A 25,278-nucleotide genomic window follows, 5' to 3' on the forward strand; every position below is an offset into this window, starting at 1 on the left:
TATGCTAGATATTAACAATATAAAAATAGCAGTTATCGGACTTGGCTATGTAGGTCTGCCTTTAGCCGTTGAGTTTGGTAAGCATCTGCCAGTAGTAGGCTTCGATATCAATGCCAGTCGTATAGCAGCCCTGCGTGCAGGTACAGATCATACCTTGGAAGTCAGTGATGAAGAGCTGACCCAAGCATCACATTTGAATTATAGCTCCGATATACAAGCGCTTAAGGATTGTAACTTTTTTATTGTTACGGTACCGACGCCTATCGATGATTATAAGCAGCCCGATCTTACGCCTTTAATTAAAGCCTCAGAAGCTATCGGTAGTCTGCTTAAAAAAGACGACATCGTGGTTTATGAATCGACCGTTTACCCTGGTGCCACAGAAGAAGTTTGTATTCCGGTGCTAGAGAAAGTTTCTGGATTAACCTTTAATCAAGACTTTTATGCCGGTTATAGTCCTGAACGTATTAACCCAGGCGATAAAGAGCACCGCGTTACCAATATTTTAAAAGTAACGGCGGGCTCAACACCTGAAGTCGCTGATTTTGTGGATGAAGTATACAATTTAATTATTACAGCCGGCACTCATAAAGCAGCAAGCATCAAAGTAGCGGAAGCGGCAAAGGTGATTGAAAACACCCAAAGAGATGTCAATATTGCTTTAATTAATGAGTTAGCCGTTATTTTTAATAAAATGGGTATCGATACCCAAGCAGTCTTAGAAGCGGCTGGCACCAAGTGGAACTTCTTACCGTTTCGTCCAGGTCTCGTCGGTGGTCATTGCATCGGTGTAGATCCTTATTACTTGACTCATAAAGCGCAAGCGATTGGTTATAATCCAGAGATTATATTGGCTGGTCGCCGCTTGAATGACAGCATGGGTGAGTATGTGGTCACGCAGTTGGTCAAAACCATGATTAAAAAGCGTATTCAAGTTGAAGGGGCCAAAGTTCTGGTCTTAGGGCTGAGTTTCAAAGAAAACTGCCCCGATGTGCGTAATACCAAGGTCATCGATATCGTCCATGAGTTAGAAGAATATAATATCGAAGTTGATGTCTATGACCCTTGGGTAGATAAAGCAGAAGCTGAGCGTGAATATAATGTGACGCCTATCAGCAAGCCCGCTATGAATAACTATGATGGTATCATCTTAGCGGTCGCGCATAATGAGTTCGTCGAGCTGGGTGTAGATCAGATTAGAGCATTTGGAAAGAATGAACACGTGCTTTACGATTTAAAGTATGTTTTCACTAAAGAAGACACTGATATCCGCTTATAAATTTATAAAAGATACGGAAAGTAATGGTTATGACGTTAACTGCATATGAAAAAGTTCAAAAAGTATTAATTAATGAACCAAAGACATGGCTGATTACTGGGGTAGCGGGATTCATTGGCTCTAATTTACTAGAAGAGCTATTGTTACTAAATCAAAAAGTAGTCGGTCTAGATAATTTTGCGACGGGCTTTCAGCATAACCTAGATGAAGTACAAGGTTTGGTAAATGAAGATCAGTGGCAGAACTTTACCTTTATAGAAGGCGATATTCGTAATCTAGATGACTGTCAGGCAGCATGTATAGGCGTAGACTATGTATTGCATCAAGCGGCACTAGGTTCGGTGCCGCGCTCTATCGCTGATCCTATCAATACTAATGATACCAATATCTCAGGCTACTTAAATATGCTCGTTGCCGCTCGTGATGCTAAGGTTGCTAGCTTTACGTATGCGGCGAGCAGCTCAACGTATGGCGATCATCCTGCATTGCCAAAAGTCGAGGATGCTATTGGCAATCCGTTATCACCCTATGCAGTGACTAAATATGTCAATGAGCTGTATGCAGATGTATTCTCACGTACTTATGGCTTTAAGACGATTGGTCTGCGTTATTTCAATATCTTTGGTAAACGCCAAACACCTGATGGTGCATACGCGGCGGTAATACCAAAGTGGACGGCTGCTATGATCGCAGGTGATGAGGTGTTCATCAATGGTGATGGCGATACCAGTCGCGACTTTAATTTTATAGAAAACGCCGTACAAGCTAATGTTTTAGCCGCGACTGCTAATGATGAAGCCAAGAATCAAGTATATAATGTAGCAGTGGGTGGTCGTACTACTCTTAATACGCTGTTTTCAGCATTACAAGAAAACTTAAGAAAAAATGGTGTGGACTACAGCCAAGAGGTGGTTTATCGAGACTTCCGTGAAGGGGATGTACGTCATAGTCAGGCAGATATTAGTAAAATACAGAACTCATTAGGCTATAGTCCGCAGTTTGATATTGTTCAAGGAATTGAAAAAGCGATGCCTTGGTATGTAACTAGTTTAGCCTGATATAGTAACTGATTAAAATTCCACTACTGAGTTTAGGCTAAAAAATATATGAATATCAAGAATATTCTTACATCTTCATTTTCAAAAACACTTGGAGGTACTTTTTTAGTCAGAGTATTATCTGTTGGAGCTACTTTTCTTTGTTCTGTATTATTAGCAAGAACGCTTGGAGTTGAAAATTTTGGTATTTATTCTTATGTGCTAGCAATAGTCAGTTTACTTGCATTGCCAGCTCAAGCGGGAATGCCTACTTTGATTTTGAGAGAAACCGCAAGAGCAAAAGCATTAGCTGATTGGCCAAAGATGAAGGGTATATGGCTTTGGAGTGGTTCTACAGTTTTGACTATATCCTTTGTAGTATATTTCTTTGTCATAGTCATGAAAAAGACGTTTTTTAAAGATGCGATGAGTGGTTTCGAATATAGTATACTTAGTTTTGGCTTATTAATGTCCTTGTTAGTTGCTATGGGCAATGTCCGTGGAGCTGCACTAAGAGGTCTTGGATTAATCATACAAGGTCAATTACCTGAAAGCCTCATTAGACCTTTATTGTTAGCTATATTACTACTAATCACTGTATGGCTCAACGTTAGTATAAATCCAACATATGCGATGGCACTTCATCTGATAGCAGCTATGATTGCATTTTTCTTCGGTACTTGGCTATTATTTAGAGCGAGACCAAAAGAGTTAAAACAATCTAAGCCCACATTTCAATCTAAAGCTTGGTTATTTACGATTCTACCACTGGCAATGATGACAGGTATGCAGTCTCTGAGTGGGCAAGTTGATATTTTAATGCTCGGATTTTTAAGTACAGTTAGTGCCGTCGGTGCGTATAAAGTTGTGGTATCAGGCGCTGCATTAGCGATATTTGGACTACAGGTTGTTGGTATGGTAATTACGCCTAAATTTGCAAGTGCCTATGCCAAAGAAAATTATAAAGAAATGCAAAGAGTTGCCTCTATAGGTTCATTACTTAGTTTTATCATGACTTTACCAGTAGTAATCGTATTCTATTATTTCGGTATTGAAATATTGAGCTTTATTTACGGCAATGAGTATAGCGTAGGATATCGTGCATTAGTAATAATATCTATTGGACAGGCTATTAATGCTTTTTTTGGATCTTCAATAGCTATTTTAACTATGTCAGGTAATGAGAAATTTGTAATTAATGGTATGTTCTTGTCTGTTGCTATTAATATAATACTAAATATAATGTTGATACCTAGGCTTGGTATTGATGGAGCAGCCATAGGTGTAGCTGTTTCAATGCTAGTCTGGAATCTTTATTTATGGAGCTCTATTAAAAAGCAAATAAACATTGATTGTACCTTTATTAGTTATATTTTGAGAAAAACATGAAGAAAAATAAAATTGTTGTTGCGGCAGAAGTGTTTAGTTCCAATCTTGGCGACTATGCTATTTATGATAGCTTAAGTAAACTTCTATTATCGCAGAATATCGAAGCCATACCTCTAGATATCTCATTCAGACGTGAGTTTTCTATGAATACGGGTGATGATTCTAGCTTGCAGTCAGCTCGTAGTACTTGGAAATCACTAATTCCCAAGAAGATAAAACATCATAGATTTACACAATATATGGTAACTCGTACTATGTGGCACTTAGTACATCGAAAAAATATCATTACCTATTGGAGCGAATTAATTCGTAATTGTGATGCTGTTATAATCGGAGGTGGGCAGTTGTTGACAGACACCTCTGCTAACTTTCATACTAAGATAGCCCTAATAACTGATATAGCGAATAAGTTTAATAAACCTGTATGTATATTGGGTTGTGGTGTTGGGAGCTATCTTGATCCTAAGGCGCAAAAAAATATCAAAAAGGCTTTGGATTATGCAAGCTTTATCTCTTTAAGAGATTCTGATTCCGCAAATAGGCTTAAGCCCCTTATGCGAAATGATATCTCATTAAACGTTTATCCCGATTTAGCATTCGCACTTAGGCCAACTGCTAATAAAACTTCAGAGGAAGAAAGTCTAAAACAGAAAAAAAAGGTCTGTGGCTTTAATATTATGCCTATAGATGCTTTTAAAATATATAATCCGAATCTCAAAGATATCACCTCCAAAACATATATTGATTTTTGGAAGCGATTAGCTTGTGAAGCTAATAAAGAAGATATGCAAGTTCATATCATGACGAACGGTAGTATTCAAGACTATGAACAAGCAAAATCTATATATAAGTCTATGCTATTAGATGATATTGATGTAATGCTAACAGATAGACCTATATCCCCTTTAGATTTATACGATCAGATATCTGATGTAGACTATCTGATTACCATGCGTATGCATGCTGGAATAATTGGTCAAGCATATGATAAATCAGTATCAACATTAATTTGGGATGATAAAATTCCTGGAGTTTGGAAAGAAGCTGGTGATAAACGAGTAGCTATTAACAGTGATATTATCCTAAGTCTAGAGCCTTGGAAAGAGTTAAAGATAGCCTTTGAAGCTTCTAAGAACATTTCTTCAGATGACCTAAATAAAAGAATATCTATTAGTCTAGATAAGTGCCTGAAAGTAATTTACCCTAAAAATTGATTGATATCTATCAAATATAATAGCATATCGATGTAAACCCAAGTACCCTGCTCAAATAGTAAAGTGTCAGTATATAATTAATAGGATCATTCATGAAAAAAATTGCCTTATATATTCCTTCAATGGGTGGGGGCGGGGCTGAGCGCGTCATGCTAGCACTTGCTAATGGCTTAGCGGAAAAAGGTATTCAGGTTGATTTAGTATTGAACAGAGTAGATGGACCATATATAAAGGATGCTTCTCCAAAAGTTAATATTGTCAACTTAGGTACATCGAGAGTACTGAATAGTATCATCCCTTTGTCAAAGTACTTACATAAAGAAAAACCTGATGCCATTCTTTCAGCTATGAATTATGTCAATATTGCCACAATACTGGCCCAGTTAATTAGTGGTTCAGATACGAAGGTCATTTTAAGTGAGCATAGCATCTTTACAGAGTCAAAGAAGAATCTTGGAAAGGTAAAGGGCTATATTATAACTTCATTAATGCGTTGGGCTTATAAGAAACCTCATGCGATTGTAGCTGTTTCAAATGGGGTTGCAGATTCTTTAGTTAATGAAATTAATATTGAACGCAGTAAGATTACGACGATTTATAATCCTATCTTCTCAGAAGAGCTTGTCAAGCGCTCAAAAGAGTCACTCTCTCACCCATGGGTGAATGGTTCACTTCCTTTAATTTTGGGGGTAGGTAGGCTGACTTTTCAAAAAGATTTTAAAACATTAATTCATGCTTTTAAAAAAGTGCGTGAAAAAAAAGACTATAACTTGATAATTCTGGGTGAAGGACAGCAGAGGCCTGATCTAGAACAGCTAATCGAAAGTTTAGACCTAAATGATAATGTAAAATTACTAGGCTTCGTTGATAATCCTTACGCTTGGATGTCTCATGCTAATTTATTCGTTTTATCATCTATAGATGAAGGATTTGGTAACGTAATAGTAGAAGCTATGGCATGTGGCACCCCAGTTGTAAGTACAGACTGCCCAAGTGGACCAAGTGAAATCTTAGAAGAGGGTCTTTGGGGGGAGCTAGTACCTCCACGCAATTCTGATCAATTAGCCAAAGCTATAATAAATTCAGTAGAAAACCCAACTCAAAAAGACATAACAACTAGAGCCAAATTCTTTAGTGTGGACAAAGCTGTAAACCGTTACTTTGATATTTTCCAGCTATAACCTAATAGTTAGAAGTACCATATTAAGCTAAAAAAATTAACTAAGCTGATAGAATAATTGATATAAAACATTCAGATTTGTTTGTTTCAATATCTAAAAGTGAAGGCTTTAGTAATGCAATAGCTTAAACAGTAGTGTGGAGGCTAACGATAATTGCTACAGACCATTATTCGAAGCTTTCAATAATTCTAAAATATAGTGTTTGAGATAATTTGATAGCAAAGGAAAGTCTACAAATATCGTCTAATACAATAGTTAGTTCATTAAGTACATAAAATAAGCTTAATGTGAGAGAGTGAATTAAATAATTTTCAATTGACGAAGTAGTAAGTCAATACTACCAGCTATCAAATACTGAAATATAAACTATGCTAACAATCAAAGCTAAAACACTAATGCTATATCTCTCTATTATTATTGCTGGGTTTTATGCATTGCACTTATCTAGCTTGCCTCATGAATATTTTAAAGATAGAAGTAACTATCTTGTTTTTATTTCAAACACTGATTTATTAATGCAAGCACGTTTTAAACCTGACAGCATAGTTAGTACACTAGCGAATGAACCTCTATTTTTGCTTATAACTCAGAGTATTCAATCACTATTTATGTTTGATCCGGAGACTACGTTGTATGGTTATGTTTTTTTCATTTGTTTTACAGTATGTTTGTTTTTATTAAGAGTAAGAAATAACTTATTAGTTGGAGTCTTAGCCATTATATTGCTTCTCTGTTTGCCTGAAGGTTACGGTATTCAATTAGGATCTATTCGGCAGTCTTTCGCAATGGGTTTTCTGCTTATAGTTCTATTAATAAAACCTAATATACATAGTAAGGCATTTTTATCAACTGTTCTAGTACTAGGTTTCATCCATTCTTTCTATTTTCTAATTTTTATTATATTGTTTTTGGATAAAACTGTTATAAAAATACATGGTGATAAGATATTTTTTAGGGTGTTGTATACTACATTATTTGGTTTGCTAATTTCATCGGTTGGCTTGATAGTTGGGAGTCTTCTAGGATTTAGACAAAGTGAAGGGTATGATTCACTTTCTACAGATACAAGTGGCTTTGGGTTTTTAGTATGGTCAATAGCATTAGTCTTTCTTCTAATTAACTATACCAAGTCGTATTCTTCTAAATCTCAAATACGAAACAACGTAATGACTTTTGCTATTATTGGAATAACCTTTTATTTATCACTATACTGGTTTTCTCCTATAGCTGGAAGAATAATCTCATTCTTTTCATTGTTTACAGTTTTTTCTGTATTTTATCGTTATAATATGACGTCATTTTTTTTAGCTCTTTTTTTAGCCGTTTATGGTATCTCTACGATTTTTCTTCTAGAGAGGTCTAATAGTATGACAGTAGACTTCATTGTTATGTATGATTATTTGATACCGTTTGCAATATGAGAGTATAACTAAAATTCAAAATTGTGTATCTCATTGATATAGTTATAGTAAAGCCCACTTAAAAGTGTTATAAGCTAATTATCAAATCCAATTGTTATTATAAAGACCATGACTTACTCACTAGATTTTCGTATGCAAGTTCTAAAAAGCTTAAACGAGGGTATGACCTTTGCCAAGGCGGCTGAGTTCCTACCCACTATACAGAACTGGAAGCGGCGTGTTCATAGTAAAACACCCAGGCAAACCAAACCTTATAAAATACCAGATGACGTGCTACTTAATGATGTCAAAGAGCATCCGATGATTACCAGTATGAGCGAGCACGTCGTCTAAACTGTAGTAAAACAGGCATTTATCATGCCCTAAAGCGTCTTGGTATCAGTCAAAAAAAAGACCTTAGAACATCCAAAAGCCTGTCCGATCAAAAGAGCGATATATCAGAGTAAGCTTGATACTTTTAAACAACAAGGCTATCCCATCGTCTATATGGACGAAAGCGGCTTTGAGCACGAGACTATTCGCTCTCATTGTTATGCACCGATTGGTAAGCCTTGTATCGATAGCTACAACTGGCAAGGTAAAAAGCGAACCAATGTCATCGGGGCTCTCTATGAAAAGATGCTATTTGCGCTTGAGTACGTTGAAACAAATATCAACAGCAATATATTTTATGATTGGTGCAAATTCACACTTATTCCAAGCCTTAAAACCAAATGCGTGATTGTGATGGATAACGCCAGATTTCATAAGAGTAAGCGTATTCAAAAGCTACTGAACAGGCACGGTCATTGTATTCTATGGTTGCCACCGTACAGCCCTAATCTGAACTATATCGAGAAAAAATGGGCACAAGTGAAGTTTCTACGCCAAGGCTGGTTGGAAAACGACTTATCCAAATTGTTTTATGATGTTTGTCCAAGGCATAACAGTTTTATTTTGAACTGACTATAGTTATGAATAACATTTAAATAATTTTAACGAAGTTTGCACTTATTTTATGGAGTCAATATGTGAACAATAGAAAGTTTATATAATAAATTTCTATCACTACTATCTATAAAAATTTTAGTTAAATCTTTATAAAATCGATACAGTCCATATCATGAAAACCTTCCAATAAATTGCTATTAACTTATCCTTAGTATAGATAATAGTTGACTAAGAATTTTCATGATATGGACTGTGTTTCTGTTATTTTAAACTGACTATAAGTATGCTTTTTAAAGCGTTATCAAGAGGGTTTATAAGAGATGGTTAAGAAAGTAGTACATATAATCATAGGTTTAAATGTAGGTGGGGCTGAGCTAATGCTCAAGCGCTTAGTGTTGCATAGTCAAGAAAAAAAAGAATTCCAGCATTCAGTTATCTCTTTGACTGATATTGGAGTAATCGGATCAGAACTAAAAAGTAAAGGGATACCTGTATATAGTTTGGGCATGCAGTCAGCAGTATCTACCCCTAGTGTTTTATTAAAAATCAGAAAGCTACTAAAAGAATTGCAACCTGATGTGGTACAGACATGGATGTATCATGCAGACCTTTTAGGAGGCTTGGCTGCCAAAAGTTTAGGTATAAAAAAGATCATTTGGGGTATTAGAAATTCTGAAATAGATAGTAACAGTGGTTTGATCAAAAAATCTATCCGTAAATCTTGTGCTAAGTTATCACGTTCTATTCCTTCAACTATAATATGTGTCGCTCATAAGGCCAAAGAAGTTCATGCAAGAGACGGTTATGATCAAAGCAAAATACAAGTTATACCTAACGGTTTTAACTTAGATAAATTTACTCCTGACAAGAGTAAAAGATTAGCTCTACGTTCTCGTATCGGTATACAAGGTGAGGATTTAGTAATAGGTAACATAGGTCGCTTTACACCAGCAAAGAATCATCTTAACTTCATTAGAGCTTGCTTGATTCTTCTTGATAAAGGCTATGACTTTAAAGTACTAATGTGTGGTCGCGAAGTAGAACTAAACAATCCAGAAATATTTGATTTATTTGCAGATAATAATCATAGCAGTCAGTTTGTTTTCTTAGGCGAAGTATCAGATACCTCATCATTCTATAATGCTATAGATGTATTTTGTTTATGCTCATATACAGAAGGGTTTCCAAACGTACTTGGTGAAGCCATGGCTACAGAAAAGGTTTGCTTGACTACGGACGCTGGAGACGCTCAATTAATATTGGATAACTGTGGTTTTAATATTGAATCTAATAGTCATATCGATATCGCCCGAGCCATAGAAGATAACATACTTAAAGGTTCTAAAATTGAACTTAGAAATATTGCAACAGAAGCTCGCACTATCATTCAAGCGAAGTATTCACTAGATAAAATAGTCTCAGAGTTTGAGAAGTTGTATACATAGTTGAGAAAAGATATGTCTTTTAAAGAGAAAGCAATAAAAAAAATGCCATTTATTTTACAGAATACAGCAGTAAGCTTGTTCAATGCTTACCAATATAAAGTTCGTCATGGTGGTGAATATAAGAAGCTTAAAGAATACTACTCTGAGGTAGATAGCTTTACCGAAGAAAAATTACATCAAGCTTTCATTGATAAGAAAAGTGATTTTTTTATATATATAAAAAGTCATTCATCTTGGTATAGGAATTATAACTTTGAAGATATGAGTCTAGTTAATGTCTTGAATAAACAAGATATCATTAATCATCTTAATGAAATAACAACAATAAATGAAAAAGATGGATTGGTTAGCTTAACAGGAGGCACTACTGGTGCTTCAATGAAAGTTATCTACACCAAAAGTGATATGCAGGAGCGGTTTGCCATTCTAGATCATTTTAGAGCAAAGCATGGGTATGAGCTTGGCAAAAAGACAGCTTGGTTTTCAGGCAAGAATTTAATATCAAAAAAAGATATTAAAAAAGGTATTTGCTCTCACTACGACTTCATTAATAAGATTAGATTTTATTCTACTTTTCATATTAATCAGAATAGTTTTGATATTTATTGGAAGTCGATAAATGAATTTAAACCAGAGTTCATAGTAGGTTTTCCTTCTAGTGTTTATGAGATATGTGAAATAGCCGATAGCAAGGGTCTTAGATTAAGCCATAAAGTCAAAGTTTTTTTCCCTACTGCTGAGACAGTACTGCCTAAACACAGAGAAGTTATCGGTCGAGTGCTGGGTTGTAAACTAGTTGATCAGTATGCTTCATCTGAAGGTGCTCCATTTATATTAGAATGCACAAAAGGTAATTTACATATACACCCTCTCACTGGTATTTTTGAAGTGGTTGATGAAGATATGCAGCCTGCTGAAGAGGGTGAGCTATTAGTGACGTCTTTTACAACTCATGGGACACCTCTGGTACGCTATAGAGTTGGAGATCGAATAAAGCTTGCTTCACCTCATAAGCAATGTGATTGCGGATCATTTTTTCCGCTAGTTGATAAAATCGAAGGGCGATCTACTGATTATGTTCTCTCACCAACACATGGCAAAGTAAACTTGGGTAATATTAGCAATAGTACTAAAGATGTTATAGGGATCATTCAGTTTCAAGTTATCCAACAAGAATTAAATCACGTGAAAGTATTAGTTGTTGCGACTACTGACTTCACTCTTGCAGAGAAAAACAAATTTAAAACATCTCTGACTGAACGATTTGGAACCCAAATAACTATAGACTTACAAGTTGTAGATGAAATAGCAAAAGAGAAAAGTGGTAAATTTAGACTTGTTAAAAACTTAATTATTTAACACATTTACAAAGTAGCTTCTAATAACAGTCAGCTATCCTGCTTCTATTATTAAGTTTCATGGTGCACTGATTGCTGCGATTAAAGACTTTGGGTTTGAGATTCACATCGCTACGCTTGAATTTTAGAATTATTTGGAAGAGTGAAATCAGCTCGAATCCTTATGGGAATTACATTGAAAATATTATACATAGTAAATGAGCCTTGGTTTTTCTTATCTCACCGCTTACCTATTGCTCTAGCGGCTCAAGAGCAAGGGTACACTGTACATGTGGCGACTAGAGCTGGAGAAGCGGTTTCAGAAATATTAGATAAAGGTTTTATTCATCATGAGATAACATTATCACGTAACGGTAGCAGCATACCAAGTGAGCTAAATAGTTTATTAGCGATTTGGAAGCTTATAAATAATGTTAAGCCAGATGTATTGCACTTAGTGACTATTAAACCTGTTTTATATGGCGGTATAGCTTCTCGCTTTATATCAGTTAATAAAGTAGTGGCTGCAGTATCAGGGCTAGGAACTTTATTTTTGGCTGCAGGCGCCAAAGCAGACTTAAAACGAAAAGTTGGAGTAGGCTTATATCGTCTTGCTTTACACTCTAAAAAAACCACAGTTATACTGCAAAATCCTGATGACAAGCAGTTATTAATAGATCTAAAAGCTGTCAAGGCTGAGCAAACCACACTCATACGTGGTTCAGGCATAGACCTATCCACTTTCCAAGCTACTCCTGAAAACCTAACGGGCACTCCTGTAGTGACTTTCGCAGCACGTCTGCTATTCGATAAGGGCTTATCAGAATATATTGAGGCTATCAAACTACTGAATAAAAAGGGCGTAATAGCTAATTATCAGATAGTGGGAGATTTAGATCTAGGTAACAATACTAGTGCCACAGAGCAAAATATTGAAGAATGGAAAGCCATTCCCAATTTAGTTGTTTTGGGGTATCAAAAGGATATGTCTACTGTATTTAGAGACTCTAATATAGTAGTGCTACCGTCTTATCGTGAAGGATTACCCAAAGTTTTAATTGAGGCTGCCGCATGTGGTAGGGCTGTGATTACAACAGATGTGCCCGGATGCCGTGATGCTATAGAAGAAAATAAGACGGGATTATTAGTTCCAGTCAAAGACTCACAGGCATTAGCTGATGCTATAGAACAGCTAGTGACAGATACTGAGCTTCGAGTAGAGATGGGTATTGCTGGACGTCAGCTAGCAGAGCGGGAGTTTGCGATTGAAAAAGTGATAGAACAGCATCTCTCTATTTATCAGCAAACAAATTAATTTTTTTATTTAGGGTATTTGTCCATGAATAATAAACATAGATTACTTCTCACTGGGGCAACTGGATTCGTTGGCAGTGCTATACAAAAGCGTATTGTAGCAGATGGGAACTATGATTTAACGATTGCAGTACGTTCCATCAAAGAGCAATCAGAGGCTGTACGCATCGTTAAAGTTGATGATTTAAATACTAAAACTGATTGGAGCGAGGCATTGAAAGGTGTCAATGTAGTCGTTCATTCAGCTGCTCGCGTGCACGTGATGGATGACAAGTCCACAGATCCTTTAAATGAGTTTCGTAAAGTAAATGTAGAGGGAACTTTGAATCTAGCTCGTCAAGCTGTCAAAGCAGGCGTAAAGCGTTTTATATTTATCAGCTCAATTAAAGTGAATGGCGAAGACACAGAGCTTGGTAAACCGTATACAGAAGACTCTAAACCTAATCCTATTGACCCTTACGGTATTTCTAAATATGAAGCGGAGCAAGGTCTGCTTGAATTAGCAGAAAATACACCTTTAGAAGTGGTTATTATTCGTCCTACTTTAGTATATGGTGAAAATGTAAAAGGTAACTTTCATTCTTTAATGAAATGGACTTACAAAGGTGTTCCTCTACCAATAGGTGGAATTAAGCATAACTTGCGTAGCTTAATATCAGTAGACAACTTGGTTGACTTTATTGTTACTTGTATAGAGCATAAAGATGCTAAAAACGAAGTGTTTTTGATATCTGACGATGATGATATATCTACCGCTGATTTATTGAAAGAAATATCTAAAGGTTTAGGCGTTAAAAATAAAGCGGTAAATATACCTGCTAAATTTATTAACACGGCGGCAAGTGCAGTTGGCAAATCAAGTGTAGCTCAAAGGCTATCCGGCTCATTACAGGTGGATATCAGTAAAGCTAAAACCTTGTTAGGCTGGGAGCCTAAATACTCAACTAGTGAGTCGATCCAAAAGACTGCTAGGTTTTATAAACTAAACTTAGCTGCTCCTAAGTCTATGACTTTACAAAGACCTTTGGATATTATGTTTTCAGCGACCGGTCTAGTAGTAGCCTCACCATTGTTAATTGGTGCAACGGCTATTGGTTACTTGGATACAGGTTCACCTTTGTTTATCCAAGAGCGGGTAGGAAAAGATAAAAAACCATTTAAACTGATTAAGTTTCGTACTATGAAAGTAGATACAGCTTCTGTGGCTAGTCACTTAGCTGATAACAGTTCAATCACTAAACTGGGCAAAGTACTGCGTAAGACCAAACTCGATGAATTACCACAGCTTATTAATGTATTAAAAGGTGAAATGAGCTTGGTAGGCCCAAGACCTAACTTGTTTAATCAAAAAGACCTTATCAAAGCTAGAGATGAGATGCGGGTTTATGACGTATTACCAGGTATCACCGGTCTGGCTCAATTAAGTGGCATCGATATGTCTACGCCTGAACGCTTAGCAAAAAAAGACAAAGAAATGATTGATACTATTAACCTTAAAAACTATTTTTCTTATATACTGAGTACCGCTTTAGGTAAAGGTAGTGGCGACGCAGTTAAATAAAAAACAATATAATTCAAGTTATTTGGAAGTGATCTATCATGTATAAAAAGCTAAGTCTGGTCCTAAGTTTGAGTGTCTTATCCTCAGTGTCGATGCTAGCATCTGCACAAAACCTGTATATGAACGATCTAAAGCTTAAGGCCGATCTTGACTGGCTGAATACTCAAGGAGTCGCACAGATTAGCACCAGTACTTGGCCGCTGACTGCCAATGAGATCAAGCGTGCTTTAAATACAGCTAATGCTCAGACGCCAGCGCAGCAGCAGATCCTGCAGTCGGTACAAGCGCGATTGAGTCAGAACCGCAACTCAGTGGTAAAAGGGTCTGCCGCCCTGCATATACAAACCGATAGAGATCAGCTACCACAAAAATTTGCTGACGATCAACTTGCCGGTCAACAAGCAAGCGTTGGGGTATCGCTTAGCGAAGTAGAGTGGGAGTTTAATTTACAAGCCAACTTGAAAAATGACAAACTTATCGATGACAGCTCAGATGTTAGCTTTGAGGGCTCGTACCTTGCTGGTACTGCTGCCAATCAGTGGTTGATTGCGGGTAAAATTCCGACGTGGTGGGGACCTGGGCATGATGGTAGCCTTATTCGAGGCGATGCAAGCTTGCCGGTTGCAGGTTTTACCATGCAACGTGATCAACAAACAGCGCCGACGTCTAAGTATTTATCGTGGGTTGGACCTTGGCAGTATCAGCTATTTGCTGGTCAGCTAGAGGATTATGAGGCGATTCCTGATGCTAAGCTATTTGGTATGCGCCTAACAGCTAATCCTACAGACTGGTTAGAATTAGGGGCTTCACGTACCTTTATGTGGGGCGGTGAAGGTCGTCCCCAGAGTTTCAGTTCTTTTACTGATGCTCTACTAGGAACAAAAGATAACGAAGCAACTAATAGTATAGAGGCGGCTGATGACCCAGCTAATCAACTTGGTGGTTTTGATGCGCGCTTAAATTTAGCACCATTGGTGAATATCCCTGCAGGCGTTTATGCTCAATATGTGGGCGAAGATGAAGCAGGGGGTTTGCCAGCGAAAAACATGTATTTAGCCGGTGTTGATTATGCTTCTGCTGCCTACGGAAAACCCTATCAGCTTTATGCAGAGTATACAGACACTCGTTCTAGCGGTGAGGTAAAAGGCGTTTCTTATGACCACTTTATCTATACGGACGGCTATTATCAGCAAGGTTTCCCATTAGGTTATGCACTAGGCGGTGATGCGGAAAGTATCGCGCTTGGTGGACGCTTATGGCTCGACAACCGTAACTTTATCAATGCAAAAGTACAGCATGCCAAGGTGAATCAAGCGGATGAAGCTATTAATCAAGCATTTCCAACGACTGACAAGCTGACTGGTATCGATGTTGCTTGGGAGCATCAATACAACCCCAAAGCACTTATCTCCAGCCGAATTTGGGCCGTAGATTCAGATATCCAGTCGACTGATGTCGGCGTAGGTGTAGGTATAGAATTTCATACTTATTAAATGACTGTTTAATAAGTTTATGAACATAAAAAGTCGGTCTATTATAATTAGTAGGCCGATTTTTTATAGTGAGTTTACAGATTTTAAAGTCTCGACTGTCAATAGGGTGCTAGGATTTTTTAGCCCAGACAGGTACAATATCAGTCTCAATCAACGGTCAAAAAGAATTGACCGGGCATAAGACAGGCATGCAAAAATACTGCAGGCGCTGTCTTTACTTTTTTTATTGCACCCTCTATTGGAGTTACTATGTCAATTGCGTCTATTACGTCAACTGCCCAAGGATATGCTACCGTTTTGGACGGTAAAGCACTTGCTAAACAAATAGAGCAGCAACTGAGTACGCGTGTAGACGCTATTAAAGCTAAGACAGGACGTACCCCAAGCTTAGCGACGATATTGGTCGGTGACGATCCTGCGTCTGCGACTTATGTGCGTATGAAGGGCAATGCTTGTAAGCGTGTCGGTATGGATTCTATACGGGTTGAAATGCCAAGTGCGACAACGACTGCAGAGCTGATGGCAAAAATAGACGAGCTTAATAGCAATCCAGACGTTCATGGTATTTTGCTGCAGCACCCAGTACCGGCTCATATCGATGAGCGTGTTTGCTTCGAGCAGATTGACTTGGCAAAAGACGTCGATGGTGTGACCTGTCTTGGCTTTGGTCGTATGGCGATGCAGCAGTCCGCTTATGGCTCATGTACCCCGCAAGGTATCATGCATTTACTAGAGCATCATAATATTGAGCTGTCAGGTAAAGAGGCCGTGGTCGTAGGTCGTAGTGCAATTTTAGGTAAACCAATGGCAATGATGCTATTAAATGCCAACTGTACCGTAACGATTTGCCATTCAAGAACGCAAGATTTAGAATTGCATATTAAGCGTGCTGATATCGTGGTTGGGGCAGTGGGCGTACCTGAATTGATCAAAGCTGATTGGATTAAAACCGGCGCGGTAGTCATCGATGCAGGTTTCCATCCGACTGATAATGGCGGCGTCGGTGATATCGAATTGCAAGGCGTAGAAAATATCGCTAGTGCTTATACACCAGTTCCAGGTGGCGTTGGCCCTATGACGATTAATACGCTTATTCGCCAAACCGTTGATGCGGCCGAAAAATCTGCTGGTTTAGACAACAGTGCAGTCAGCTAATGAAGCCGCTGTCAGAGCAAGAACCAGAACAGCAATCGGAACAGAAAAATAGTAAAGTCCATCAAGCCCAACAAACCAATACCGCTCATGTACCAAAGCCAAATATGGGGATACATGAGCGCATGCAACATATCGGCCGTGAGTTTGTCGATATTTGCCACTATGTTATTTTATTTTTGATTAGTGTGGTGGTGGTTTGGACAGCGGGCAAAGAGTTTTTTGTGATTTTTCAAAAAGGCTCAGCAGATTTAAAAGATATTTTACTGCTATTTATTTATCTTGAACTACTGGCGATGATTGGTATTTATTTTAAAACCCATCGTTTGCCAGTGCAGTTTTTGATATTTATCGCGATTACCGCTTTGTCACGACATTTGGTCGTCGATGTACAAGCGGTATCAGATAACTTCCATTTATGGTTATTGGCAACGATTTCCTTTGCCATCATGGTGCTCAGTGCGTCAATTGTGATATTAACGTGGACGGCGAAGATGTTTGGGCGACCAGAAGATTATTTGGATGATCATCAAGTGACCAGTACCGAGCATCATCTGCCGAGCGTTGATAGCATCCATTATCGTAAATAAGGTCTTTCGATAAATATTATTGATAAAGTGATTCATTGTTATTAATGAACCTTTGATAATTAATAGCTGCTAATAAAAAGGGTTGCCAATGGCAGCCCTTTTTCTGTTTTAAATGAAGACATGCTCTGACTTATAGCCAACCCAACCTTTTAAAGTTAAAGTACAAAAAGCTACATAACGAGATAATAACTGCCATGATAACCAGATAAGAGTACTGCCAATGTAGCTCTGGCATAAAATCAAAGTTCATTCCATAGATACCAGCAATCGCCGTTGGTACCGCTAAAATACCAGCCCAAGCGGCAAGCTTACGTACCACCTCATTCTGTCCCATATTGACCATAGCAAGATAGGTATTCATGACCACGCTTAGCATCTCATTTAAGCCGTTAATGGCATCCAAAGAATGTAGCAAATGGTCATTCACATCTCGAAAGTAGGGTTTCGCAGCGTGAGAAAAGGGCGAGATTAAGTCGCTTTTATCGTGATTGATAAAGAAGCTACAGATATCTTGCACCGGTAAAATCACCGCACGCATATGTACCAGCTGGGATTTTAATTCATATAAGTTTCTAAGCGTTTCTTTATTAAACTCATAAGTAAAAATATTGCGTTCTTGCTCGCGTAGATAACTGCCCAAACGATCGGTAATCGGCATATAGTTATCGACGATAAAATCGAGAATGGCATGCAGGACAAAGATAGGTCCCATGCGCAGCTTTTCTGGGCGACGATGACAGTGCTCGCGTACCGGCATATAAGAGTTAGATGGACCATTTCGAATGGTAATCAGGTAGTTTTTGCCCATAAATATCGCGGTAGTGCCATAGCGAATGATATTGTCTTCGAGCTTGGCGGTACGTAGTACTACAAATATCATGTCATTTTCGTAGTTCTCAACCTTGGCGCGCTGATGTTCGGCAAAGGCATCTTCAATCGCCAGCTCATGTAATTCAAAAGCATCTCTGACTTTGACCATGGTCTCTAAACTAGGGTCATAAAGTCCAAGCCAGATAAACTGACCACTATTGCTTAAAGCGCGACTGACATCATTCAGCGCCACTTTATTTACTTTTTCGCCCGTTTTACGCGAGTAAGCATAGCAATTGACCACTTCATCATCGCTGGATAAATCGATATCTTCATAGCGCTCAGAGTCGGGGTCATAGACGGTCATCGTCTCAATCGTATCCTCGACCGTCGCGTCCGCATCGCCATAAATATAGCTGTCATAGCTATCATAATTGTCTAAATAAGAGCGCTCATCGCCCATGTTAGGGTCGATAAGGCTGACATTAGAGTCAGGTGTGATACGAGTTGTCGGTTTGACAATCAGGTCATCATCTTGTTTCATACCTTCTCCTTTAGTCTGTGGCTAATATTAAATAAAATAAATATTAATTAAAATAGATTATGACATGCGACCAAAATGAATTTTTTTCTGCAAGTTACTTGTCTGCAAACTACAATGCAAAGCGTTTTAGCGTTTCGATATCAACCAGACTTAATAAGCTTTCGTGACAGGCTTCAAGTTTTATTTGCGGAGCAATATCGAAGTCCAAGGCTTCAACCCAGCGTAGCGCACAAATACACCAGTAATCACCAGGCTGTAGACCGGCAAAACCATACTCAGGCAGCGGCGTAATCAAGTCATTGCCGCGACTGGCAGAAAAGTTTAAAAATTCACTGGTCATCTTAGCGCAAACGGTATGCTGACCAACATCGTGGTTGCCAGTATGACAAAAGCCATTGCGATAATAGCCAGTAAGGGGGTCAAAACAACAGCTGGCAAGGGCAGTGCCGAGGACGTTGGTTTGATTAATGGCAGGATTTGGGTGGTAATCAGTCGACATAAGGCTTTCCGAGATAAAATATGTGTTAGTGTAACATGAGTCTACCGATAAGGCGTTAGGCAAGCAACAGACTGCAAACGCTTCAGGCTGACAGAAACAGTAATGCTAATAAGCAGTGATGTTAAGAAACGGGGTTCTAGAAAATAAGTAAAAATCATGAAAGATAGTTAGCATAAATAACTCCGTGTTACTCTTATCAATGATAGGTATTACTTTTTATTTTCATTTATTCGTTCTGAATGCATACCTTATTAATAATGAAGGCTATAAACCTTTTGACCAAGAATTAGATAGTAATTGGGGTTAATTGTCACTAGGCGAAGCTTGGCTGCTATGCTAAACTAAAGCATAAAGTGCCTTGATTATTTATCATAGTTTTCTAGCGCATAAAGATACTCGTCTTATCATCCTAACTTATACTTATTACTCACCCTTTTGCGGTCACCTAGTTTGCTTATAGATAATTGGGTCAGTGATGTTGCGCGTCAAAAATACAAAACGCCTTACATCCCTGCAATTGTAAATACAACCTTTTAGTACCGCATCAGTACCGCGTTTTTGGTAAGCGATACGCCAAACAAGGATTCATTGTGTCTGCCAGTTCTGATTCTGCAAAACCTGCCCAGTCAAATACGACAACACCAGCGGCGACTCAGCCTGCTGATAATCGTGCTACCGCTAATGGCCTGCCATATCTAAGCAATTTTGCCAGCGATGTTGCCAATAACAGCTGGCTGCTGCCTGATGGGGTCGTCGATGTGTTGTTTGAAGATGCACATAAGCAAGAAGTACTTAGACATCAATTGATCCAGCAGCTTATTAGTCATGGCTATGAGTTGGTCAATCCGCCGATGATTGAGTTTACTGAATCTTTATTAAGTGAAGCCTCAGAAGATTTAAAGCGCCAAACCTTTAAGATTATCGATCAGCTGACCGGTCGTTTGATGGGGGTGCGCGCTGATATTACCCCGCAGATTTTGCGTATTGATGCCCATCACGGCGGTAATGGTATTGCGCGTTATTGCTACGCAGGGGACGTGATTCATACCTTGCCTTCTGGATTGTTTGGCTCGCGTACACCGCTACAGTTGGGTGCGGAGATATTTGGTTGCGGCGAACTTGCAGCCGATATTGAGCTGATAGATGTGCTGTTTAGTATGGTCAATAGCTTGGATATGAGCGCCGCCCTACATATTGACTTGGGTCATGTGGCTATATTTAAGCGTTTAGCGGCACTGGCTGAGTTGTCTGATAATGACACCGAGCAATTGATGCATCTTTATGCCAATAAGAATTTACCAGAGCTAAAACGTGTCTGTCAGTTACTGACAATGGGTGATGATTTTTACGCATTGGCGCGCTTTGGTCATGATATGGCAAAGTTATTAGACACACTGTCAAATACTGCTAAGCAAGATACACACATTGTGACGGCTGTCAATGAGCTACAACGTCTAAAAGCACACTTAGAATCGCAGTGGCAGACGCCAGTCAGTATCGATGTGACCGAACTGTCGGGCTATCATTATCATACCGGTATTATCTTTAACGGCTATATCAATAGTGAAACTCAGCCACTGGTACGTGGCGGCCGCTTTGATGGTATGCAGAGCGTGGGGCAATTAAGTGCGAAGCAGCCACGTGAAGCGACAGGCTTTAGTATGGATGTCAGCCGTTTGCTGGCGCATACGCAGCTTGAATCACCGATTATTGTATTGGTTGATTATGAGGCCTTAAAGCAGGCTAATGCTGATAAAGCACAAATGCAAATATTATTGCAGCAGGTCACAAGCTTACGTCAGCAAGGTTACCGCGTCACTATGCCATTAACGTGCGATGACCGTCCAGCGGCTATGACGCATCGTTTAAACTTTGCGAATAATCAGTGGCAGTTAGAAGCTATCTAAATTTAAACGCTATTTAATTTTAAAAGCTATTTAATTTTAAAAGCTATATCTTGAATCTAAAATCTATTTAAAGAAATATCATTAAATGACTGAGTTATTAAATCGCTAAAGAATGACTTTTAATTATATTTTTTAGCATAATTTCAGTTTTAAACCGTTATTGCACACACCTCAATACATCAAGGTAAGGATTAATCATGGGTAAGAATGTCGTAGTTTTGGGTAGCCAATGGGGCGATGAAGGTAAAGGTAAAATCGTTGATTTACTGACCGAAAAAGCCGCAGCAGTTGCACGCTTTCAAGGCGGACATAACGCTGGCCACACCCTAGTCGTTGATGGTAAAACCACCGTTTTACATCTAATTCCATCAGGTATCTTACGTGAAGGCGTGACTTGCTTCATCGGTAATGGCGTGGTGTTAGCACCGGACGCATTATTAAAAGAGATGAAAGAGTTAGAAGACAACAACGTGCCAGTACGTGAGCGCCTACGTATTTCACCGAACTGTCCACTCATCATGCCATATCATGTGGCACTTGACCAAGCTCGTGAAGCAAAACGTGGCACTGGCAAAATCGGTACGACAGGTCGTGGTATTGGTCCAGCTTATGAAGATAAAGTTGCGCGCCGTGCGATTAAGCTTGCTGACTTGTTCCGTGATGACTTAGAAGAAAAACTACGTAACTTAATCGAATATCATAACTTCCAACTGACTCAGTATTATAAAGTTGACGCCATTGATTTCGATGAGACGTTTAAGCTTTGCCAAGAGTGGAAAGAAGAAATCAAAGGCATGGTTACTGATGTGACCGAAGACCTAAATCAATTACGTCTTGCTGGCAAGAATCTGATGTTTGAAGGTGCGCAAGGTACGTTGCTTGATATTGACCATGGTACTTATCCGTTTGTCACCAGCTCTAGCGTAACCGCGGGTGGTGTATCTACTGGTACGGGTATCGGTCCATTATATTTAGACTATGTATTGGGTATCACTAAAGCGTATACCACGCGTGTTGGTAGCGGTCCGTTCCCAACTGAATTGTTTGATGATGTTGGCGCGCATTTAGCCAAAGTCGGTCATGAGTTTGGTGCAACGACTGGTCGCGCCCGTCGCTGTGGTTGGTTCGATGCTGAATCATTACGCCGTGCTGTGGTACTTAACTCTATGTCAGGTATCTGCTTGACTAAGCTTGACGTATTAGACGGTCTAGAAGAATTGCTAATCGGTGTCGGTTATAACCTACCTGAAACTGAATGTGCTGGCGCGCATGATGCTGAATTCTATGAGTCAGTAACGCCTAAATACGAAACCCTACAAGGTTGGAGCGAGTCAACCGTTGGTATAACCAACTATGACGACCTACCAGAAAACGCCAAAATATATATCAAACGTATCGAAGAATTGATTGGTTGCCCTGTTGATATCATCTCAACCGGTCCTGACCGCGAAGAGACGATTGTATTGCGCGATCCGTATGATGCTTAATTAGTTAAACAGCTATGTTATAAGTAATTCATAAAACCCTAATGCTCAGCATTGGGGTTTTTTATTATAATAATGAATGAGTAATGATAGATAAATAAGTAGCGGTTTTTGGCTCTATACAAGCGACTTTCCTAAATTAACCCTATCATTTATAGCCTCAATCATTATAATAGGCAGCAATCCTGTGTTGGCGCTCATACTACCTGATGTTACTTGATTTTATGTTTTCGTATTGGTAAAGCATAAGTCATCTTGGTCAGCCTAAGTCAACATAGCGGTCAGAGATAAAATTAGTGGTTAGAAATAAAATAACCCCTTTGCTATTTCATTTCTTATTTTAGTTCAATTTTTTAACCCCCTCATCCATTAGGAGCTTTTCATGGCTAACGAACGTACTTTATCTATCATCAAACCTGACGCAGTTGCTGGCAATAACATCGGCGCTATCTACGACCGTTTTGAAAAATCAGGTCTAAAAATTGTTGCGGCTAAAATGATGCAACTTGATGATAAAAAAGCAGGCGGTTTCTACGCTGAGCACGCTGAACGTCCATTTTATAATGACCTAGTTTCATTTATGACTTCAGGTCCAGTATTGGTATCAGTATTAGAAGGCGAAAACGCTATCGCTAAGCATCGCGATATCATGGGCGCTACTAACCCAAAAGACGCCGCTGAAGGCACTATCCGTGCTGACTTCGCTAGCAGCATCGATGAAAACGCCGTTCATGGTTCAGATTCAGCTGAATCAGCAGCACGTGAAATCAGCTACTTCTTCAATGAAGATGAAGTTTGTGCACGTACGCGTTAATAGCAATAATTATTGATATCAGCTTATGATGTTGGTTATTAATAATTAGTGTGGCGAGACGGCTTATATCTTAGGGTATAAGCCGTTTTAGCTATTATAATATTCCGGTATTTTATTATGAATCATTAAAATGACTCATTGAAATTTCTAGTCACTTGCCTCATTATTAGTTTTACTGAGCATTATCAATCCCTTATCAGCATGTTTTCATCAGGTTTTTATGCTTTTTAAGTATTTACCAATGCCTCGATAAAAAATGCGCTCATAATGGATTGCTCCTGCACTCATACATAACGTATATACATAATGTATGACTGGCAACGCCCATCTCAATAATTGCAGCGCTTATCGCAATGGCTGCAAAAAGGTTCCCTATTATGTCGACTTCTCAAACACCCATCCAACATATCCCAACAAAGCCTGCGAATAGCATTAAGCTCGTTGATGAGGCGCAGGCAAAAACCAATCTATTGGGCATGACCCAAGCGCAACTGGCGGATTATTTTAAGAGCATCGGCGAAAAGCCGTTCCGCTCGACGCAAGTCATTAAATGGATTTATCAGCAGGGTGTAACCGACTTTGAGCAAATGACCAATTTGAGCAAATCATTGCGTGATAAATTGTCAGCCAATGCCTGCGTTATTCCACCAAAAGTAATTCATCGTCAATATAGTGATGATGGTACGCGTAAATGGGTTTTTGAAGTCACGGGCGGCTCATTGGTTGAGACAGTTTTGATTCCAGCCGACGACAGCAAGTTAAACGGTCGTAAAACTCTCTGTATCTCTTCGCAGGTAGGCTGTGCATTAGATTGTAGCTTCTGTAGTACCGGTAAGCAGGGTTTTGAGCGTGATTTAAGCGCCGCTGAAATCATCGGACAATTATGGGTGGCCAATGCCTCTTATATGACCGATGACAATGACAGTTTAGAAAACGTTGACCATAGTTTATGGGAAAATAACGTCACTAACGTCGTCATGATGGGCATGGGCGAACCATTGTTAAACTATAAACCCGTGGTTGGTTCGATGGAGTTGATGCTGAGCGACCATGCTTATGGGCTATCAAAGCGCCGCGTCACCTTATCAACGTCGGGCGTGGTGCCAAAGATGTACCAATTGGCGCAAGATATCGATGTAGCCTTGGCGATCTCCTTACATGCGCCAAATGACGAGCTGCGTAATGAGCTGGTGCCTATTAATAAAAAGTATCCGCTAGAAGAACTGATTGCTGCAGCGAAAAACTACGTTTATGATGTCAATCCGCGTCATAAAAAGCATGTGACGATTGAATATGTCATGCTTGATGGCGTCAATGATCGTAATGAGCATGCGCATCAATTAGTAGCATTATTAGAAGGCTTACCAAGTAAAATTAACCTAATTCCGTTTAATCCGTTCCCACATGCGCCGTATGACAAATCAAGCAATAATCGTATTCATGCCTTTAGTGATATCTTAAGCCAAGCGGGTTTTGTTTGCACCATTCGCCAAACGCGCGGTGATGATATTGATGCTGCTTGTGGTCAATTGGTTGGACAAGTCGCTGATAGAACGCGCCGCTCAGCGGCTTGGCAGCAAAGTATTAAAGATCGGGAAAACATTTAGTGCAGCGTTAATAATGCAGGACTAACATTGTAGAGTTAAATACTACAGCGTTAACTATTTGCTGATTGAGCATTTGGATGTAGTAATGGGCTTAAGCATTCAGATTAAATGCCTAGCTGTCGTTTTTGTCTCACAACAGTAATAAAATGTAGTCATTGGCAGTAATAATTGAGTGCGGCGCAATTAATCACAATAAATTGTACTTATGGGGGCTAAATCTATTAAACTGATGCCTCGAAGATCGAACGCATTGAACCTCAGTTTTATGAT

General features: G+C 39.0%; 21 protein-coding genes. 19 read left to right on the forward strand and 2 right to left on the reverse strand.

Annotated features, from left to right (window positions below):
• Position 1: 1 nt before the first annotated feature.
• The 15 genes from tviB to JMX50_RS05520 all read left to right on the forward strand — a co-directional run bounded on the left by tviB (position 2) and on the right by JMX50_RS05520 (position 17,343).
• Complete coding sequence (gene tviB / locus JMX50_RS05455) at positions 2-1,279, forward strand: Vi polysaccharide biosynthesis UDP-N-acetylglucosamine C-6 dehydrogenase TviB (protein WP_201628757.1); 1,278 nt, start codon at positions 2-4, stop codon at positions 1,277-1,279.
• Between the two features lie 23 nt (positions 1,280-1,302).
• Positions 1,303-2,337 carry an NAD-dependent epimerase/dehydratase family protein gene (locus tag JMX50_RS05460; protein WP_201628758.1) on the forward strand — a complete coding sequence of 345 codons (1,035 nt, stop codon included), beginning with the start codon at positions 1,303-1,305 and terminating at the stop codon, positions 2,335-2,337.
• Positions 2,338-2,385: 48 nt separating this feature from the next.
• Entirely contained in the window at positions 2,386-3,705 is a 1,320-nt protein-coding gene (locus JMX50_RS05465; protein WP_201628759.1) for an oligosaccharide flippase family protein, read from the forward strand.
• Positions 3,702-4,919 (forward strand): polysaccharide pyruvyl transferase family protein, encoded by a 1,218-nt coding sequence (locus JMX50_RS05470; protein WP_201628760.1) that lies wholly within the window; start codon positions 3,702-3,704, stop codon positions 4,917-4,919. Before JMX50_RS05465 ends, JMX50_RS05470 begins: the two co-directional genes overlap by 4 nt.
• Before the next feature lie 92 nt (positions 4,920-5,011).
• Positions 5,012-6,100: a glycosyltransferase gene (locus tag JMX50_RS05475; RefSeq protein ID WP_201628761.1), complete on the forward strand. Its 1,089-nt coding sequence runs from the start codon at positions 5,012-5,014 to the stop codon at positions 6,098-6,100.
• Positions 6,101-6,468: 368 nt separating this feature from the next.
• Positions 6,469-7,521, forward strand: a complete 1,053-nt coding sequence (locus JMX50_RS05480; RefSeq protein ID WP_201628762.1) for an EpsG family protein — start codon at positions 6,469-6,471, stop codon at positions 7,519-7,521.
• 108 nt (positions 7,522-7,629) lie between these two features.
• Positions 7,630-7,854 (forward strand): hypothetical protein, encoded by a 225-nt coding sequence (locus tag JMX50_RS13180; RefSeq protein WP_320157651.1) that lies wholly within the window; start codon positions 7,630-7,632, stop codon positions 7,852-7,854.
• Between the two features lie 39 nt (positions 7,855-7,893).
• A complete protein-coding gene (locus JMX50_RS05485; RefSeq protein WP_227670928.1) occupies positions 7,894-8,466 on the forward strand; it encodes an IS630 family transposase in 573 nt (190 codons plus the stop codon).
• A gap of 305 nt (positions 8,467-8,771) precedes the next feature.
• A complete protein-coding gene (locus JMX50_RS05490) occupies positions 8,772-9,896 on the forward strand; it encodes a glycosyltransferase family 4 protein (RefSeq protein ID WP_201628763.1) in 1,125 nt (374 codons plus the stop codon).
• 12 nt (positions 9,897-9,908) lie between these two features.
• Positions 9,909-11,255 carry a phenylacetate--CoA ligase family protein gene (locus tag JMX50_RS05495; RefSeq protein WP_201628764.1) on the forward strand — a complete coding sequence of 449 codons (1,347 nt, stop codon included), beginning with the start codon at positions 9,909-9,911 and terminating at the stop codon, positions 11,253-11,255.
• A gap of 162 nt (positions 11,256-11,417) precedes the next feature.
• A complete protein-coding gene (locus JMX50_RS05500) occupies positions 11,418-12,548 on the forward strand; it encodes a glycosyltransferase family 4 protein (protein WP_227670929.1) in 1,131 nt (376 codons plus the stop codon).
• Positions 12,549-12,572: 24 nt separating this feature from the next.
• A complete protein-coding gene (locus JMX50_RS05505) occupies positions 12,573-14,108 on the forward strand; it encodes a hybrid nucleoside-diphosphate sugar epimerase/sugar transferase (RefSeq protein ID WP_201628765.1) in 1,536 nt (511 codons plus the stop codon).
• A gap of 38 nt (positions 14,109-14,146) precedes the next feature.
• On the forward strand, positions 14,147-15,601 hold the full coding sequence (locus JMX50_RS05510; RefSeq protein WP_201628766.1) for a capsule assembly Wzi family protein: 1,455 nt from the start codon (positions 14,147-14,149) through the stop codon (positions 15,599-15,601).
• Positions 15,602-15,850: 249 nt separating this feature from the next.
• Positions 15,851-16,756: a bifunctional methylenetetrahydrofolate dehydrogenase/methenyltetrahydrofolate cyclohydrolase FolD gene (gene folD, locus JMX50_RS05515; RefSeq protein WP_201628767.1), complete on the forward strand. Its 906-nt coding sequence runs from the start codon at positions 15,851-15,853 to the stop codon at positions 16,754-16,756.
• A gap of 104 nt (positions 16,757-16,860) precedes the next feature.
• Positions 16,861-17,343: a phosphate-starvation-inducible PsiE family protein gene (locus JMX50_RS05520; protein WP_201628917.1), complete on the forward strand. Its 483-nt coding sequence runs from the start codon at positions 16,861-16,863 to the stop codon at positions 17,341-17,343.
• 130 nt (positions 17,344-17,473) lie between these two features.
• On the opposite strand, the gene corA is transcribed toward JMX50_RS05520, so the two are convergent.
• Together corA and JMX50_RS05530 are read right to left on the reverse strand one after the other, a co-directional pair.
• On the reverse strand, positions 17,474-18,697 hold the full coding sequence (gene corA / locus JMX50_RS05525; protein WP_201625275.1) for a magnesium/cobalt transporter CorA: 1,224 nt from the start codon (positions 18,695-18,697) through the stop codon (positions 17,474-17,476).
• A gap of 109 nt (positions 18,698-18,806) precedes the next feature.
• Positions 18,807-19,196, reverse strand: a complete 390-nt coding sequence (locus tag JMX50_RS05530) for a DUF2237 family protein (protein ID WP_201562997.1) — start codon at positions 19,194-19,196, stop codon at positions 18,807-18,809.
• A 590-nt stretch (positions 19,197-19,786) separates the two neighbouring features.
• Here JMX50_RS05530 and JMX50_RS05535 point away from each other — a divergent pair.
• The 4 genes from JMX50_RS05535 to rlmN all read left to right on the forward strand — a co-directional run bounded on the left by JMX50_RS05535 (position 19,787) and on the right by rlmN (position 25,008).
• On the forward strand, positions 19,787-21,103 hold the full coding sequence (locus tag JMX50_RS05535; RefSeq protein ID WP_201628768.1) for an ATP phosphoribosyltransferase regulatory subunit: 1,317 nt from the start codon (positions 19,787-19,789) through the stop codon (positions 21,101-21,103).
• 197 nt (positions 21,104-21,300) lie between these two features.
• Positions 21,301-22,590: an adenylosuccinate synthase gene (locus tag JMX50_RS05540; RefSeq protein ID WP_183619033.1), complete on the forward strand. Its 1,290-nt coding sequence runs from the start codon at positions 21,301-21,303 to the stop codon at positions 22,588-22,590.
• A gap of 379 nt (positions 22,591-22,969) precedes the next feature.
• On the forward strand, positions 22,970-23,401 hold the full coding sequence (ndk, locus tag JMX50_RS05545) for a nucleoside-diphosphate kinase (protein ID WP_193011877.1): 432 nt from the start codon (positions 22,970-22,972) through the stop codon (positions 23,399-23,401).
• A gap of 377 nt (positions 23,402-23,778) precedes the next feature.
• Positions 23,779-25,008 (forward strand): 23S rRNA (adenine(2503)-C(2))-methyltransferase RlmN, encoded by a 1,230-nt coding sequence (gene rlmN / locus JMX50_RS05550; protein WP_201628769.1) that lies wholly within the window; start codon positions 23,779-23,781, stop codon positions 25,006-25,008.
• Positions 25,009-25,278 lie beyond the last annotated feature (270 nt).

The sequence above is a fragment of the Psychrobacter maritimus genome, from assembly GCF_904846345.1.
In the GTDB taxonomy this organism is placed as follows: domain Bacteria; phylum Pseudomonadota; class Gammaproteobacteria; order Pseudomonadales; family Moraxellaceae; genus Psychrobacter; species Psychrobacter maritimus.

Coding starts and splice junctions, on each gene's coding strand:
- tviB (WP_201628757.1), top strand. CDS start 2: ATGCTAGATATTAACAATATAAAAATAGCAGTTATCGGACTTGGCTAT.
- JMX50_RS05460 (WP_201628758.1), top strand. CDS start 1,303: ATGGTTATGACGTTAACTGCATATGAAAAAGTTCAAAAAGTATTAATT.
- JMX50_RS05465 (WP_201628759.1), top strand. CDS start 2,386: ATGAATATCAAGAATATTCTTACATCTTCATTTTCAAAAACACTTGGA.
- JMX50_RS05470 (WP_201628760.1), top strand. CDS start 3,702: ATGAAGAAAAATAAAATTGTTGTTGCGGCAGAAGTGTTTAGTTCCAAT.
- JMX50_RS05475 (WP_201628761.1), top strand. CDS start 5,012: ATGAAAAAAATTGCCTTATATATTCCTTCAATGGGTGGGGGCGGGGCT.
- JMX50_RS05480 (WP_201628762.1), top strand. CDS start 6,469: ATGCTAACAATCAAAGCTAAAACACTAATGCTATATCTCTCTATTATT.
- JMX50_RS13180 (WP_320157651.1), top strand. CDS start 7,630: ATGACTTACTCACTAGATTTTCGTATGCAAGTTCTAAAAAGCTTAAAC.
- JMX50_RS05490 (WP_201628763.1), top strand. CDS start 8,772: ATGGTTAAGAAAGTAGTACATATAATCATAGGTTTAAATGTAGGTGGG.
- JMX50_RS05495 (WP_201628764.1), top strand. CDS start 9,909: ATGTCTTTTAAAGAGAAAGCAATAAAAAAAATGCCATTTATTTTACAG.
- JMX50_RS05500 (WP_227670929.1), top strand. CDS start 11,418: ATGGGAATTACATTGAAAATATTATACATAGTAAATGAGCCTTGGTTT.
- JMX50_RS05505 (WP_201628765.1), top strand. CDS start 12,573: ATGAATAATAAACATAGATTACTTCTCACTGGGGCAACTGGATTCGTT.
- JMX50_RS05510 (WP_201628766.1), top strand. CDS start 14,147: ATGTATAAAAAGCTAAGTCTGGTCCTAAGTTTGAGTGTCTTATCCTCA.
- folD (WP_201628767.1), top strand. CDS start 15,851: ATGTCAATTGCGTCTATTACGTCAACTGCCCAAGGATATGCTACCGTT.
- JMX50_RS05520 (WP_201628917.1), top strand. CDS start 16,861: ATGGGGATACATGAGCGCATGCAACATATCGGCCGTGAGTTTGTCGAT.
- corA (WP_201625275.1), bottom strand. CDS start 18,697: ATGAAACAAGATGATGACCTGATTGTCAAACCGACAACTCGTATCACA.
- JMX50_RS05530 (WP_201562997.1), bottom strand. CDS start 19,196: ATGTCGACTGATTACCACCCAAATCCTGCCATTAATCAAACCAACGTC.
- JMX50_RS05540 (WP_183619033.1), top strand. CDS start 21,301: ATGGGTAAGAATGTCGTAGTTTTGGGTAGCCAATGGGGCGATGAAGGT.
- ndk (WP_193011877.1), top strand. CDS start 22,970: ATGGCTAACGAACGTACTTTATCTATCATCAAACCTGACGCAGTTGCT.
- rlmN (WP_201628769.1), top strand. CDS start 23,779: ATGTCGACTTCTCAAACACCCATCCAACATATCCCAACAAAGCCTGCG.